Origin of the sequence: Cytobacillus massiliigabonensis (assembly GCF_900199725.1) — a bacterium.
Lineage (GTDB): Bacteria > Bacillota > Bacilli > Bacillales > Cytobacillaceae > Cytobacillus > Cytobacillus massiliigabonensis.
On record NZ_LT904904.1, the window covers coordinates 1,948,512 to 1,961,555 of the forward strand.

General features: G+C 36.1%; 20 protein-coding genes. 15 read left to right on the forward strand and 5 right to left on the reverse strand.

What is annotated here, in order from left to right; genetic code table 11:
• The first annotated feature begins 12 nt into the window (after window positions 1–12).
• The 5 genes from kamA (at window position 13) to C1726_RS20765 (ending at window position 3,308) form a co-directional block, all read left to right on the forward strand.
• Complete coding sequence (kamA, locus tag C1726_RS20745) at window positions 13–1,437, forward strand: lysine 2,3-aminomutase (RefSeq protein ID WP_102274889.1); 1,425 nt, start codon at window positions 13–15, stop codon at window positions 1,435–1,437.
• 13 nt (window positions 1,438–1,450) lie between these two features.
• Window positions 1,451–1,735: a YokU family protein gene (locus tag C1726_RS20750; protein WP_102274890.1), complete on the forward strand. Its 285-nt coding sequence runs from the start codon at window positions 1,451–1,453 to the stop codon at window positions 1,733–1,735.
• 148 nt (window positions 1,736–1,883) lie between these two features.
• Window positions 1,884–2,075 carry a hypothetical protein gene (locus tag C1726_RS20755; RefSeq protein ID WP_102274891.1) on the forward strand — a complete coding sequence of 64 codons (192 nt, stop codon included), beginning with the start codon at window positions 1,884–1,886 and terminating at the stop codon, window positions 2,073–2,075.
• 149 nt (window positions 2,076–2,224) lie between these two features.
• Window positions 2,225–2,446, forward strand: coding sequence for a YozE family protein (locus C1726_RS20760; RefSeq protein ID WP_102274892.1), 222 nt, complete (start codon window positions 2,225–2,227; stop codon window positions 2,444–2,446).
• Between the two features lie 163 nt (window positions 2,447–2,609).
• Entirely contained in the window at window positions 2,610–3,308 is a 699-nt protein-coding gene (locus tag C1726_RS20765) for a hypothetical protein (protein WP_102274893.1), read from the forward strand.
• On the opposite strand, the gene C1726_RS26310 is transcribed toward C1726_RS20765, so the two are convergent.
• Window positions 3,305–3,475, reverse strand: a complete 171-nt coding sequence (locus C1726_RS26310; RefSeq protein ID WP_180968256.1) for a hypothetical protein — start codon at window positions 3,473–3,475, stop codon at window positions 3,305–3,307. The two genes, C1726_RS20765 and C1726_RS26310, sit on opposite strands and share 4 nt — an antisense overlap.
• A 175-nt stretch (window positions 3,476–3,650) precedes the next feature.
• Here C1726_RS26310 and C1726_RS20770 point away from each other — a divergent pair, with 175 nt between their 5' ends.
• Window positions 3,651–3,824, forward strand: coding sequence for a YozD family protein (locus C1726_RS20770; protein WP_075209169.1), 174 nt, complete (start codon window positions 3,651–3,653; stop codon window positions 3,822–3,824).
• A 133-nt stretch (window positions 3,825–3,957) separates the two neighbouring features.
• Entirely contained in the window at window positions 3,958–4,728 is a 771-nt protein-coding gene (locus C1726_RS20775; protein WP_102274894.1) for a sporulation protein, read from the forward strand.
• A 34-nt stretch (window positions 4,729–4,762) separates the two neighbouring features.
• Here the strand turns inward: C1726_RS20775 and C1726_RS20780 are convergent, their stop codons facing one another.
• Window positions 4,763–5,605 carry a glycerophosphodiester phosphodiesterase gene (locus C1726_RS20780; protein WP_235822812.1) on the reverse strand — a complete coding sequence of 281 codons (843 nt, stop codon included), beginning with the start codon at window positions 5,603–5,605 and terminating at the stop codon, window positions 4,763–4,765.
• Between the two features lie 205 nt (window positions 5,606–5,810).
• On the opposite strand from C1726_RS20780, the gene C1726_RS20785 reads away from it, so the two are divergent.
• Window positions 5,811–6,119 carry a YodL domain-containing protein gene (locus C1726_RS20785; RefSeq protein ID WP_102274896.1) on the forward strand — a complete coding sequence of 103 codons (309 nt, stop codon included), beginning with the start codon at window positions 5,811–5,813 and terminating at the stop codon, window positions 6,117–6,119.
• A 22-nt stretch (window positions 6,120–6,141) separates the two neighbouring features.
• Here C1726_RS20785 and C1726_RS26315 read toward each other — a convergent pair whose 3' ends face one another.
• Window positions 6,142–6,291 carry a hypothetical protein gene (locus tag C1726_RS26315; protein WP_162840486.1) on the reverse strand — a complete coding sequence of 50 codons (150 nt, stop codon included), beginning with the start codon at window positions 6,289–6,291 and terminating at the stop codon, window positions 6,142–6,144.
• A 12-nt stretch (window positions 6,292–6,303) separates the two neighbouring features.
• Window positions 6,304–6,432 (reverse strand): hypothetical protein, encoded by a 129-nt coding sequence (locus C1726_RS26790; RefSeq protein WP_268877033.1) that lies wholly within the window; start codon window positions 6,430–6,432, stop codon window positions 6,304–6,306.
• 194 nt (window positions 6,433–6,626) lie between these two features.
• Between C1726_RS26790 and deoD the strand changes: the two genes are divergently transcribed.
• The 6 genes from deoD to C1726_RS20815 all read left to right on the forward strand — a co-directional run bounded on the left by deoD (window position 6,627) and on the right by C1726_RS20815 (window position 12,330).
• The gene (gene deoD / locus C1726_RS20790) at window positions 6,627–7,334 is read left to right on the forward strand and encodes a purine-nucleoside phosphorylase (protein ID WP_102274897.1); all 708 of its coding nucleotides are present in this window, start codon (window positions 6,627–6,629) and stop codon (window positions 7,332–7,334) included.
• A gap of 174 nt (window positions 7,335–7,508) precedes the next feature.
• Window positions 7,509–8,360 (forward strand): M15 family metallopeptidase, encoded by an 852-nt coding sequence (locus tag C1726_RS20795; RefSeq protein WP_102274898.1) that lies wholly within the window; start codon window positions 7,509–7,511, stop codon window positions 8,358–8,360.
• Between the two features lie 167 nt (window positions 8,361–8,527).
• Complete coding sequence (locus C1726_RS20800) at window positions 8,528–9,937, forward strand: lmo1851 family serine protease (protein WP_102275882.1); 1,410 nt, start codon at window positions 8,528–8,530, stop codon at window positions 9,935–9,937.
• 97 nt (window positions 9,938–10,034) lie between these two features.
• Entirely contained in the window at window positions 10,035–10,436 is a 402-nt protein-coding gene (locus C1726_RS20805) for a hypothetical protein (RefSeq protein ID WP_102274899.1), read from the forward strand.
• Entirely contained in the window at window positions 10,433–11,350 is a 918-nt protein-coding gene (locus C1726_RS20810) for a CobW family GTP-binding protein (RefSeq protein ID WP_102274900.1), read from the forward strand. Before C1726_RS20805 ends, C1726_RS20810 begins: the two co-directional genes overlap by 4 nt.
• Before the next feature lie 125 nt (window positions 11,351–11,475).
• Window positions 11,476–12,330: a hypothetical protein gene (locus C1726_RS20815; protein ID WP_102274901.1), complete on the forward strand. Its 855-nt coding sequence runs from the start codon at window positions 11,476–11,478 to the stop codon at window positions 12,328–12,330.
• Window positions 12,331–12,341: 11 nt separating this feature from the next.
• Here C1726_RS20815 and C1726_RS20820 read toward each other — a convergent pair whose 3' ends face one another.
• On the reverse strand, window positions 12,342–12,584 hold the full coding sequence (locus tag C1726_RS20820; protein ID WP_102274902.1) for a DNA alkylation repair protein: 243 nt from the start codon (window positions 12,582–12,584) through the stop codon (window positions 12,342–12,344).
• Window positions 12,585–12,690: 106 nt separating this feature from the next.
• Here C1726_RS20820 and C1726_RS20825 point away from each other — a divergent pair, with 106 nt between their 5' ends.
• The gene (locus C1726_RS20825) at window positions 12,691–12,963 is read left to right on the forward strand and encodes a hypothetical protein (RefSeq protein WP_235822813.1); all 273 of its coding nucleotides are present in this window, start codon (window positions 12,691–12,693) and stop codon (window positions 12,961–12,963) included.
• The last annotated feature ends 81 nt before the right edge of the window (window positions 12,964–13,044 follow it).

Below are 13,044 nucleotides of genomic sequence, written 5' to 3' on the forward strand. Positions count from 1 at the left end.
GGAGGAATTGAGATGAAATCATTCTTATACAAGCCTAGCCGCCATTGGCAAGATATAGAACTTTGGAAAGATGTGACTGAAGAACAGTGGAACGATTGGCTCTGGCAGCTAACAAACACCATACGCACAGTCAAAGATTTAAAGAAAGTGATTAATCTAACACTTGAAGAAGAGGAAGGTGTACGAATATCCACAAAAACAATTCCTTTAAATATCACTCCCTATTATGCTTCACTCATGAATCCTGATGATCCTCGGTGTCCGATCAGAATGCAGTCAGTCCCTATTTCAAAAGAAATATATAAAACCAAATACGACCTAGAGGATCCACTTCATGAAGACGAAGATTCGCCTGTTCCTGGTCTTACCCATCGATATCCCGACCGTGTGTTATTCCTTGTCACAAATCAATGTTCCATGTATTGCCGTTATTGTACTAGAAGGAGATTTTCGGGTCAGATTGGCATGGGGGTTCCAAAGAAGCAGCTGGATGCAGCAATTGATTATATACGAAATACCCCGCAAGTCAGGGATGTACTCATTTCAGGAGGAGATGGTCTATTAATCAATGACAATATATTAGAGTATATTTTAAAAAATCTAAGAGAAATTGATCATGTTGAAATTATTCGCATTGGAACAAGAGCACCGGTAGTATTCCCCCAAAGAATTACGGAAAACCTCTGCAGTATATTAAAAAAGTACCATCCAATCTGGTTAAACACGCATTTTAATACATCCATTGAAATTACTGAGGAATCGAAAAAGGCGTGTGAAATGCTCGCAAATGCAGGTGTTCCAGTTGGGAACCAGTCAGTAATCCTCGCAGGCATTAATGACAGCGTTCCTATTATGAAAAGGCTTATGCATGACCTAGTAAAAATTAGAGTGCGTCCGTATTATATTTACCAATGTGATTTATCAGAAGGGATTGGTCATTTCCGTGCACCAGTGTCAAAAGGGTTAGAAATAATTGAAGGACTCCGGGGACATACTTCAGGATATGCGGTTCCGACCTTTGTTGTAGATGCTCCGGGGGGAGGAGGGAAAATCTCGCTTCAGCCCAATTATTTAATTTCCCAAAGTGCTGATAAAGTTGTTCTTCGAAACTTTGAAGGGGTCATTACCACTTATCCAGAACCAGAAAGCTATGTACCAGGAAGGGCGGAAGGATATTTCAAGGAAATATACCCGGATATAGACGAGAAAAAGTCTAATGTTGGGATTGCCGCTTTAATGAATGATGAGAAATTTAATCTTGTTCCTGAAGACTTGGCGCGGCTTAATCGAAGGGAACAGTATGAGCATGATCCAACACATGCAACATTGAAAAATAAACGTGAAAAACGTGATGAATTAAAAGAAAAGAAATTTATGGCACAAGAGCAAAAAGATAAAAAATACGATCAAGAAGAAAAGGCAGTTACAAGAGAGTAGGGAGGCAATGAACATGTGTGATCAATGTGCATGGTGTGAAAGCCAAAACATTTCAAAAGGTACGGATAATGTTTACTGGGAGCTTCCTGATGGCACGAGAGCAATCAAAATCATTGATGTCCCATCCACCATATGCCATGATTGTCAAATGATTTATCAATCAGATTTATTAGTAAAGGAAATTGAGGATCAATTATTTTTAATTAATACGAATGAAATTGGCACGGAAACTAGCTTTTCGAACTTAATGGCCCAGCCGAGGCTGCTAAAAAGAAACTACTTTGATTTTACATCTTAACTAAGTCAAGGACATATTTCACAATTTATTCAACATTTCCTGAAAAATCTAATCGTTCTCTCTATATAATAAATTTTAGAATCTATTACATTCTGTGGAAACATTAGAGGGATATTTTTTTGAGAAATTATATTTGGGGGATCAGGAAATGGAGCTTGTTTTAATGATTATGCTTGCTGCTGCAATGTTTGTACTGTTTTTCTGCGGCTATTTCACAGGTGTTATAAAGGAAAAGCTTGGAAAAAATTGGCTAATCGCTGTTCCTATTACCGTTTCATTATTAATGTTTAATATTATTTGGGCAATTACAGAGTTAGCAAAAGCTGATCGCTGGCAATAGAAATTTAATAGAGACTTGTATGAAAAAGCAATCCAAATTAGGATTGCTTTTTCATATAGACGAAGCGGCACCTTTTCGTATATAGTATTCGATAGAATATGATTAGAATCATGCAAATATCCGTACTTTAATTTAGGCTGGTGATATATATGGCAAAAACCTTCTATCATTATTTAATGAAATATCGGCATCCCAATCCAAAAGACTCTATTAGTAAGTTTGCCAATCATGCATATAAGGATCATAGCTTCCCTAAGACATCGTCAGATTACCATGAGTTAAGTTTGTATTTGGAATTAAATGGCTCCTATATGGAGAATATGACGATTTTTGATGAGGCATGGGATTTATATATAAATAGTGAAGCGTAAAAATAAGCGATTACAAAAACACGCCATTCTCTTTATGTGAATCGCGTGTTTTTCATTTCTTCACGGTCCAAACTTCCCCTTTATCGGAGCGATTCTTCGGTTTCATGCATATACTGTAAGCAAAGAAGTTACTCACGGCTGAATACTTGAGAGGATGGAGGAAATGAGCGATCGAAAAAAACCAAAATATAATATCGGTGATACAGTCGTGATCACTATGTATGGCACAGTCGGGAAAATCACGGATGTAAAGTGGCTTGATGGGATGTATGTCTACGAAGTTAACAAAAGTGAAGGTCTCTATATGGAATCCAGTCTTCAATTATTATCGGATTATGAGGGAGAAGTACTAGAAAAGGAACATATTGATATAGAATATAAATATTTTTTTGGTGATTTAGTTCAAGTGAAGGGTTACGGTTCTGATTTATTCAAAATAATGGGCTTTCGAACCGAAATTTGGCGTTATAAAGAGGATGCTTGGGAAGATATCATCTATGAGCTTTCAAGAATTAGTGATGGGGAATGGCTAGAAGCGGGGGAAGATGAATTAACACTTGTTGCTGATGCGGAAAGCGCAGATGTCTTTATAAAAAAATTAGGGCTTCTATATTTAATGAACAAAAAGGAAAAACTTCCTGAAATTAAAGCACAGAACGGAACGACTTTTAGAAAAGCAGAGAGGGAATTACTGGCAAATATTAAAGAAAAAAGAATGTTAATTGATGGATTGCTAGATATTTATAATGATTACAGAATTTTATATGAAATGTTTCAGGATGATGATTATTTGCATATCATGCGTGTGATCGTTAGAAAACTAAAATTAATAGTTAATAATGATGGAAAAAGCACGGTTTAACGGAGGTTACTTAGCTGCATGACTAAATAAATGAGTATAGGTATACCAACCCCTAATGATAACTTAAATAAGCCATTTAAAAACCGGCTAAACACTACAAGAATCATACTCCCTTCTTTATTCAAATCTTCCTTTACTTCTGCTATTGCTCTGGAAATACTAGTCATTTTTTGTCCTCCAATATTTAAATATTTTCTTATGTTCATATGTATGCTTGACCTTCTATAAAATGTCAGAAAATCAGATTTGTTTGTGTAGAAAGTTAAAGTTTTTCTTTTTCAAAAGATGGGTTGCATGAAAACGGAAAGGACATCATACATTCTCTACAAAGGGGGCGATGCTGTGAGGGAAATTGAAGTTTTTATTGACACGGAAGAAATAGCAGAATTTTTCTTTCATGAGCTGACTAAAAGAGGATTTGTGCCTGCTGAAGGAGAAATAGAGGAGCTTGCTGATATAACATTTGACTACTTATTACAAAAATGCATTATTGATGAAGAAATTGAAGAGGAATAAGGAACAAAATGGCGGGGAAATCTCGTCATTTTTTGCTTTTAAGAAAAAATAAAAATATTTATGAAACCTTTAACAGAAAACTCTCGTATAATTCATATAAAGAAAAAAAGTGATCACTAGGAGGAGTTTGTAAATGTCATTTTTCAATAAGATGTTAGCGAGTGTTGGAATCGGTTCGGCAAAGGTTGATACAAAGCTTGAAAGTGATACTGTTATTCCTGGCGGAGAAATTCGTGGAGTCGTTGAGATTCAGGGGGGGAATGTAGAACAAAGAATTGATGATATTTATTTAACCTTAAATACTACGTATATTAAGGAAGCAGACGATAAAAAATATACAGTTCCTGCACAAATTGATAGATTTCGATTAACAGAATCGTTCATGCTTATGGCAAACGAGAGAAAAGTCATTCCATTTTCATTTATTCTTCCTCCAGACACTCCTTTATCGATTGGGAAAACAAAGGTATGGATTGCAACTGGCTTAGATATAAAAAATGCGGTGGATCCAACAGATAAAGACTATCTTCGAGTTGTACCTAATCAAATGATGGATTCAGTGTTTCAGGCAATTAATGGATTGGGCTTCAGATTAAGGGAAGCTGAGTGTGAACAAGCACCCCATCGTTTACGCCGCAGACTTCCGTTTATCCAAGAATTCGAATTCGTTCCAGCATCTGGTCCATTCCGTGGTAGGTTAGATGAATTAGAAATTACTTTTTTCCCTGTTTCAGCCTATGACATTGAAATCTTGATGCAGGTGGATCGAAAGGTTCGGGGTTTAAGCAGTTTATTTTCAGAGGCCTTAAATATGGACGAATCAAATATTCGTTTTACAGTGAACCAAGGAGATATTCCGAACATGCAGCAAAAAATACAATCAATCATTCAGAGTTATTCATAAGAGTAAAAAATAAGCCTGAAAAGGGCTTATTTTTTTATAATTGAAAGATAAGTGTTAGGAGTCTGCTGTTTGATTCTTTACATTCCTCATCTGAGATAATAGCATTTACACCTAATCGCTGCATCATTAAAAATTGGTACTGTTTTTTTATTGTCCATGAATAAATATCGAAGCCGTACTGTTTTGCCTGGTGAATAATTGATTTAGAGAGGAGTTGATGATTGACGGATAAGAATGAGGCATACTGGCTATAGGTTTCAAAGTGAAGAATATTTAACGGTTTTTCTAAAAGAATTCCTGAGGAAACAGTTGGGGATAATTCATGGAATTTTTTTATTTCATTAATGTTAAAGGATTGAACTTTTAATGTAGATGGCTTCAAGCCATTATCAACATACTTCATCAAAGTATCTGATAATAATTTAGTTAATTGGGGCTGATTTTTCGAAGATTTCATTTCAATGAGCAATCCAATTTTGCCGCCAAATTGCTGTAAGACCTCCTCAAGTAATGGAATTCTTTCATTGCTGAATTCTGGTGAAAACCAGGATCCCGCATCAAGTAATTTAATTTCCTTTATAGTTAAATTCCTGATATAACCGACACCATCGGTTGTTCTTTGTACATCGGCATCATGAATGACAACAAGTTGGCTATCCTTGCTTAACTGAACATCAAACTCAATAAAATCAAAGCCAAGATCAACCGCTTTCTGAAAAGCTGCCATTGTATTTTCTGGCGCATAGAACGATGCCCCCCGATGAGCAATGGATTGGAAGGGCTGAAAAGGCTGAAGAATAAATGATAGTAAGGAAACAATTAAACATAAAAGAAAAGATAAGAAAAATGGTCTTCTGGCTGATGTAGAAACCCACAAATAACATCCCCCCAAAGTAGTTAGTTTAGTACTAGTATATGAGAGGAAACCAATAATGAAAGCGCTATCAAAAAATAAAATGCATAATCGACAAAAATCGTATGTTTTCTTTGAAGGAAACGACAGGAGTAAAAGCGAAAACGATAATTTATAAAAAGACAGATGGTTTGATTTCTTGAATGAAGGGATGTAGGAGGGAGACACATTGCTAAAAGAGCTTACGAAGGTAAAAACAAAGCTATTTGATGTGACCATTTTTCAAACGCCTGAATTTCGGCAAAATAAAGGATATAGACAAGTGTACAGACTCTCAATCGAGGGAGGAGATCATGAGGAGTGCTTATATACCGTGTTTGCGACATTTAATGTTCCAGATCTCATTCCAAAAGATTTTACAGGTCGTTTTATTGCAACTGGAGATATTTTATTTATTGATGAAGGACGTAAAGGACAGTTTTATTATCAATTGCAGCCAGGCGGATGGAAAATAATCAATCGTGTACATATCAGATAAAAGGGAGAGCATGATGCTCTCCTTATTCCGTGTTGGAACCTGGATTTCCCTTTCTTCCTCCGGCAGCAGAAAATTCTTTCCCATGTGCTTCCTGCTCAGCGATGATGGCTTCTTTTGGAATATGGTTATTTTTCTTTGGTGAATTAATGCGGTTTCGATGTTTTTTTCCCATTATGATTCTCCTTTATTTATTGCTTTTTGTCTTTACTGTTTTAGAAGTATGAGGTTCAGTATTTGCTCTTGATGTTGGATTTGTCTCATTGGCGTGTTGAACTGCCTGCCTTAATTTCTTGCTCATTTTTTCCTGTGACATGATTGCAACCTCCTTTGGAAAAGCTATTGATAGCTTACCCGTATCCATTAAATTAATGCTTGAACTTAAACGTTTATAGATCAGTGTTATATATGGTATAGTGGGAAAAGGCAGATAAAGTGAAACTTCAATCAGCGGGGTCATACAGCCTGTTAATCTGCGATAAAGTCTTATTGAAAAATGGAGGTTACATAATGAGTGTTCATATTGGTGCAAAGGAAAATGAGATTGCAGAAACGGTCCTCTTACCTGGAGACCCGCTTCGTGCCAAATATATTGCTGAAACATTTTTAGAAAATGCGACTTGCTATAATGAAGTTCGCAATATGTTTGGGTACACGGGTACATATAAAGGAAAGAAAATCTCTGTACAAGGGACAGGAATGGGTGTTCCTTCGATTTCAATTTATATTAATGAATTAATGAATAGCTATAATGTACAAAACCTGATTCGAGTTGGTACCTGCGGTGCCATTCAGAAAGATGTAAAAGTAAGAGACGTTATTCTAGCTATGACAGCATCTACTGATTCACAAATGAATCGCCTTACATTTGGCGGTGTTGATTTTGCTCCAACGGCAAATTTTGAGCTGTTAAAGAATGCTTACGATGCAGGGATAAAGAAAGGCTTAAACCTAAAAGTAGGAAATGTATTTACTGCTGATATGTTTTATAATGACAACGCCGAATTAGAAAAATGGGCAAAATATCAAATATTAGCGATTGAAATGGAAACAGCCGCTCTTTATACACTTGCTGCAAAGTTCAATAGAAAGGCACTATCTGTTCTTACAGTCAGTGACCATATTTTAACGGGTGAAGAAACAACATCTGAAGAAAGACAAACGACTTTCAACGAAATGATTGAAGTGGCACTTGAAGCAGCAATTAAAGAAGCATAAATGGTTGAGTAAACTGGTTCAGCATTGAGCCAGTTTTATTATTTATAAAAAATTCAGGTAGTGGTACCTATATAGCATGTTCCGTTTTTTGGATATTATTTAACTCTGAAAATGTTATTTTTTCGTGTTAAAATAAAATATGCTTACTAGTTTTATAGGGAATAGGTGGAAAAAATGAAAAAAATATTTGTTTTAACGTTAATTTTGAGCTTCCTGCTTACTGGATGCAGTCAATTAGATCCTATTTTGGAAAAAATACCTTTATTGAATAAAAATAATGAATCTGAAAGTTCTGTAAATGTAATTGATAAAGAAGCAGAAAAAAATATAGAAGAAGAGAAAAATCAACCAGTGGAACAAAGTCAGCCTGAAGAAAATGTTCCAACTCTTGAGGCAGCATTTTTTAATGATGTGAAAGTTGTTAATGGGAAAAATGTTATTCAAAACCCAACAAACTCTATGGTTTTGGTTAATAAGGAATTCAGTCTTCCAGACGGCTATACACCAGAAGACTTAGTGCGTCCAAATGTGTTATTTTCATTCGGGAATCAGGATATTGAAAAAGCTTATATGCGAAAAGAGGCAGCTAAGGCACTTGAAACAATGTTTGCAGAAGCAAAAAAACAAGGGATTCACTTATTTGCTGTTTCCGGTTACCGGTCTTATGACAGGCAAACACAAGTATATAGCGCAGAGATAAATAAATATGGTGCAGAGAAAGCTGCGAAAGCGGTAGCTGTTCCGGGGACAAGTGAACACCAAACTGGCTTGACAATGGACTTATCCAGTCAAAGTGCGAAATTCGAACTTTCTGAACAATTCGGGGAGACTGCTGAAGGGAAATGGATTGCAGCCAATGCCCATCATTACGGCTTTATTCTGCGTTATCCAAAAGGTAAAGAAGGAATAACTGGCTATAAATATGAACCGTGGCATTTCAGATTTGTAGGAAAAGAAGCAGCAGCAATCATTTATAAGAATGGCTGGACTTTAGAGGAATATTTCGGAACGGTAAAGAAAATATAAGAGATCGCATTTATTTGATTACTTAACTTTGTTAATTCTATCAAAAAAATGGTATTCTATTCATTAAGGATTTTAGGAGTTCTTTATGGAATACGAAAGTGGTGAAGGTTTTGCAAACAGAGGATTTAAACCAGGATAAACCAGAAAAACCATCTGGCTTTATCCGAATGAAGAAGTTTCAATTTGTGATTATGCTTTTATTAGTTGTAATTATTTCTGCTGGGATTACAACTGTTGCATTTTTGATTGGCAGTCAAAAGGCAATTACGAGCAGCGGAGGAGAGCGAAATGAATTTCAAAAGCTATATGCTGCCTTTGATTCACTTAAAACATCCTATTTTCAGGAAGTGGACGAGGATAAGTTAATTAATGGAGCAATTAACGGGATGGTTGATGCCCTTGAAGATCCATATTCCGATTATATGAGTGAAGATGAAGCAAAAAACTTTCATCAAAGTATTTCCTCATCATTTGAAGGCATTGGAGCTGAAATTCAAGAAAAGGAAGGTTCAATTGTCATAGTTTCTCCTATAAAAGGTTCACCGGCTGAAAAAGCAGGACTTAAGCCAAATGACAAGGTGGTTTCAGTAGATGGAAAAAGCCTGCAAGGCATGAGTTCATCCGAGGCTGTACTTTTAATTAGAGGGGAAAAAGGAACGAAGGTGGAGCTATCCATCATGCGACCAGGAGTAGAAGATGCAATTACCGTTCCGATTGTCCGCGATACGATTCCTATTGAGACAGTCTATGGAGAGATGCTGGAAGATGGCATTGCCAAGGTTCAAATTACCTCTTTTTCAGATAACACGACAAAAGAGCTAGTTACAAAACTAAATGAACTCCAAGGTCAAGGAATGAAAGGCCTCATTCTTGATTTGAGGCAAAATCCAGGCGGGTTATTAGAACGAGCAGTTGAAATCTCAAGTTTATTTGTCCCAGAGGGTGAAATTATTTTTCAAATAGAGGACCGCAATGGAAATCGTGTAGAAGAAAAATCAAGAGGATCCAAAAATCCAAAAATTCCACTTGTAGTCGTTATTGATAAAGGAAGTGCAAGTGCATCAGAGATTCTTGCCGGGGCTGTGAAGGAATCTGCGAATATTCCTCTTGTAGGGGAGAAGTCATTTGGTAAGGGAACGGTCCAAAGAGCACAAGACTTTTCTGATGGTTCTAACATGAAATTTACAACAGAAAAATGGTTAACTCCGAAAGGCAACTGGATTCATAAGAAAGGGATTACACCTGACTATGAAGTAGCATTGCCTGAGTATGCGACATTGCCTTTCATTAATCCAGATTTGGAATTAAAGCTTTCAATGTCTTCGAAAGAAGTGAAGGCAGCTCAGCAGATGCTCATTGCTCTTGGCTATAATCCTGGCAGGGAGGATGGTTTCTTCGATGAGCACACAAAATCGGCTGTTGAAAAGTTCCAATCGGCTGAAAAGCTTAAAGCAGATGGAGTGCTAACGGGTCAATCCACTCTCGTACTTATGGAAAAGTTACGAGAAAAGCTTGATAAAGACGATACACAAATCAAAAAAGCCGCTGAAATTCTGAAGCAGGAAATGAGTTCATAGTCTTTATAAAAAAGCGCTCTCCTAATTTTTGGTGAGTGCTTTCTTTTATGCACGGATATTAAAGGTCTAACAATGAGCAAAGCAATGAGGTGTTACTTTGAAACAAATTTCACATCTTAATGAACAAATAAAACAGGAAATTATAAATATTGAATTGGAATGTGAACGATTAGGTCAAAAGCTGCAATCAGCTAATAAAGAAGATTTTAAAGAGTTAAAGGAAAATATTGTCATTGAATTGATTCGCGAGGTAAAAGGGAGACCAGCAACAAGGGATGATATCTTTGAAGAAAACTATGAGTCTTATCTTGAGGTTGGTGTTGAAAAGGAAGATGTGTATTTTCCAAATGCTTATATTCCCGTCTGGAAATGTAAAAGAGAGATTTTTCATACGATTGGATTATTAATGAGCGATGATTTAAATTTTCTTGAAAAGAAATTAAGCAAAATTATTACGGAGATGCATGAAGATCATATGAAAGAAAGGGGTTCTATATGAATAAAACAGAAATATATATTTTATCGGGTTTTTTGGGGAGCGGAAAAACAACTTTACTGAAACAGCTATTAATGGAGGAAAAGAAACAAAGTCGAAAAGTTGCTGTCATGATGAATGAGCTTGGAAAAGTATCGATTGATTCGGATGCTGTTGATGATGATATCCCTCTCAAAGAATTACTAGATGGCTGTATTTGCTGCACCATTCAAGATAAACTTGAGTCGCAATTGCAAGGGCTGCTTGTGCTTGATAAACCAGATGCAATATACATTGAAGCAACAGGAGCGGCTCACCCAGTTGAGGTTTTGGATGCTGTTTTGTCCCCGCTTTTTGCAGATCGAATAGATGTAAAGGGGATCATCTCCGTTGTCGATGGAATGCGCTGGCTAGAACGGCAATCACTCAGTCCTCAAGTCCAGCAGCTTCTCATTGAACAAATTCGGCATGCTGATTTAATTTTACTAAATAAAACCGATGAACTGACGGACGGAGAACAATCTAAACTAACGATGGAGATACAAGCTCTTAATTCTCATGCACTTTCCATTTTAACAACTTTTGCGAAAGTTCCGATCCAGCAAATTAGAAAATTATCTCCAAGTATGAAAACAGATAATGTCCACACACATGCAAGTACGGACTTAAAATTAAGCACATTCGTGTACCAGTTTAAGAATTCCATTGATCAAATGGAATTTGAATCCTTTTTAAGAAAGCTTCCAGATACGATATACCGAATAAAAGGATATGTAAAATTTCAGTCTTCGGGGTTTCCTAGTCTGTTTCAATATTCCTACGGCATGCCTTTATATATGAAGGAAAATATGAATATGCCGCTTAATATGGTTTTTATCGGTGAAAATATTAACTGGAAGCAAATTGAGGAAGAATTGCATTCATTAGAAAATAAATAAGTTCATTGAGAAAACGTGTTCAGTTTAAGCTGAACATGTTTTTTAATGAATACAATTTCTCCCTATATGGAAAACTTTTTGAATAGAGGGTTCTCGAAAATAAATAATGAAATTGAGTGGGAAATATGAAGTTCCGTATTGCGGTTATATTAGTGATTGCTGTTTTATTAAATGGTTCAATTATATATGCAGACAAGGACAATGTGAGCATACGGATTGAGATGCTCACATGGGAAAAGGTAAATAAAATTCTGCCGAAATATAGTAAGTTTATTGTTATGGATGTGGAGACTGGAGAGAAATTTCAAGTACAAAGACGTGCTGGGAGTAATCATGCAGATGTACAGCCATTAACCCCGAAAGATACCAAAATCATGAAGAAAATATATAATGGAAAATGGAGCTGGAAGCGCAGGGCGATTATTGTTATTAATGGGAACCAATGGATAGCGGCCTCCATGCACGGAATGCCGCATGGGGCAGGTGCACTAAAGAATAATTTTCCAGGGCATTTTTGTATACATTTTTATGGGAGCACAACCCATCGGACAAATTTTATGGATTTATCGCATAAATTAATGATCTTAAAATCTGCCGGATCTCTTCAAGAATATTTAAACCATGCTGAGCCATATGAAGTGGTTCGTGCATATATTGCTGGATTGAAACAGCAGGATACTCGAATTGTCACCGCTGCCTCTTTGCAGAAAATAAAATGGAAAAAGCTTCTGCAAAATATAGAAAACATAAATTTATCGCGCATGCTCGTGATGCCAAAGGAAGATCTTACAGAAGAATTAAGTCTAGAAATTCCTGTAGAGATTGATATGGTCGTAAAAAACGCTGGAAGAAGGTCTTTTAAAGGCAAAGTTAATTTAGTCAGATTTTCTCCTTATGGTGCCTGGAAAGTTGACAGCATAAAATTTTTAGAGGAAAACAAGTTATTATTCAAAGATAATAAGAAAAGCTTGAGAGGATAATCTCTCAAGCTTTAATTTTTTTCACCGAATTTGATAAACGTTCTTTCATCCTCCACTAATCCGCAGGCACCGCATTGAACCCGAAATTCAGGTCCTCTATATGCCATATGGAAAGGGCTTAAATTCTCACTGCTGTATTCTTCAAGTACAACGCCAGACCGTGGATCCATTTTAACCGACTGCGGAACTTGTTTAATAATGTTAAATCGGCTTTTATTTGTTTTACAATTGGGGCAGCAGTACGGTGAACTCATGAAAAATCCTCTCCTTTCGCAATTATTTACACTTATTTTTTGCACAATAGTTTTTATTTATGTAAAAATGGGAGAGAAGCTAGTGAATGATTAGGAGGAATCCACTTTGAAAAAGGAAATAAATTTCAATCATTTATTGATCGAATATAGAACATTATGGAATAACCGTTTACTTTCGGCTGATGAGGAAGCCGAACAAATTCTTAAAACAGCAATAGAAAGAGAACTAAAGGATGAAAATGCTCACCCAAGAGTGAGAAAATCTATCCATGAAAAATTTTATTTTGCTGTAAAAAGAGTGATGGACTCTCATTTAGCGGAGAGCGATAAACAATTACTCATTCTAGTCCATCTAGAAATGATGGAGAAAATAAAATAACAATATCCACAAACCCATTTCACATTTTTATCACAAACTATGTGTAAGATGAAGGATAGTATTGGTGAAGGAGATACCTGA

Bases quoted from the DNA above. Each gene is read 5' to 3' on its own strand.
- C1726_RS26315 (WP_162840486.1), bottom strand. From the start codon at position 6,291: ATGGGAAAAAAACATCGAAACCGCATTAATTCACCAAAGAAAAATAAC.
- C1726_RS20765 (WP_102274893.1), top strand. From the start codon at position 2,610: ATGAGCGATCGAAAAAAACCAAAATATAATATCGGTGATACAGTCGTG.
- C1726_RS26790 (WP_268877033.1), bottom strand. From the start codon at position 6,432: ATGTCACAGGAAAAAATGAGCAAGAAATTAAGGCAGGCAGTTCAACAC.
- C1726_RS20755 (WP_102274891.1), top strand. From the start codon at position 1,884: ATGGAGCTTGTTTTAATGATTATGCTTGCTGCTGCAATGTTTGTACTG.
- C1726_RS20815 (WP_102274901.1), top strand. From the start codon at position 11,476: ATGAAGTTCCGTATTGCGGTTATATTAGTGATTGCTGTTTTATTAAAT.
- deoD (WP_102274897.1), top strand. From the start codon at position 6,627: ATGAGTGTTCATATTGGTGCAAAGGAAAATGAGATTGCAGAAACGGTC.
- C1726_RS20795 (WP_102274898.1), top strand. From the start codon at position 7,509: ATGAAAAAAATATTTGTTTTAACGTTAATTTTGAGCTTCCTGCTTACT.
- C1726_RS20775 (WP_102274894.1), top strand. From the start codon at position 3,958: ATGTCATTTTTCAATAAGATGTTAGCGAGTGTTGGAATCGGTTCGGCA.
- C1726_RS20810 (WP_102274900.1), top strand. From the start codon at position 10,433: ATGAATAAAACAGAAATATATATTTTATCGGGTTTTTTGGGGAGCGGA.
- kamA (WP_102274889.1), top strand. From the start codon at position 13: ATGAAATCATTCTTATACAAGCCTAGCCGCCATTGGCAAGATATAGAA.
- C1726_RS20820 (WP_102274902.1), bottom strand. From the start codon at position 12,584: ATGAGTTCACCGTACTGCTGCCCCAATTGTAAAACAAATAAAAGCCGA.
- C1726_RS20760 (WP_102274892.1), top strand. From the start codon at position 2,225: ATGGCAAAAACCTTCTATCATTATTTAATGAAATATCGGCATCCCAAT.
- C1726_RS26310 (WP_180968256.1), bottom strand. From the start codon at position 3,475: ATGACTAGTATTTCCAGAGCAATAGCAGAAGTAAAGGAAGATTTGAAT.
- C1726_RS20800 (WP_102275882.1), top strand. From the start codon at position 8,528: ATGAAGAAGTTTCAATTTGTGATTATGCTTTTATTAGTTGTAATTATT.
- C1726_RS20750 (WP_102274890.1), top strand. From the start codon at position 1,451: ATGTGTGATCAATGTGCATGGTGTGAAAGCCAAAACATTTCAAAAGGT.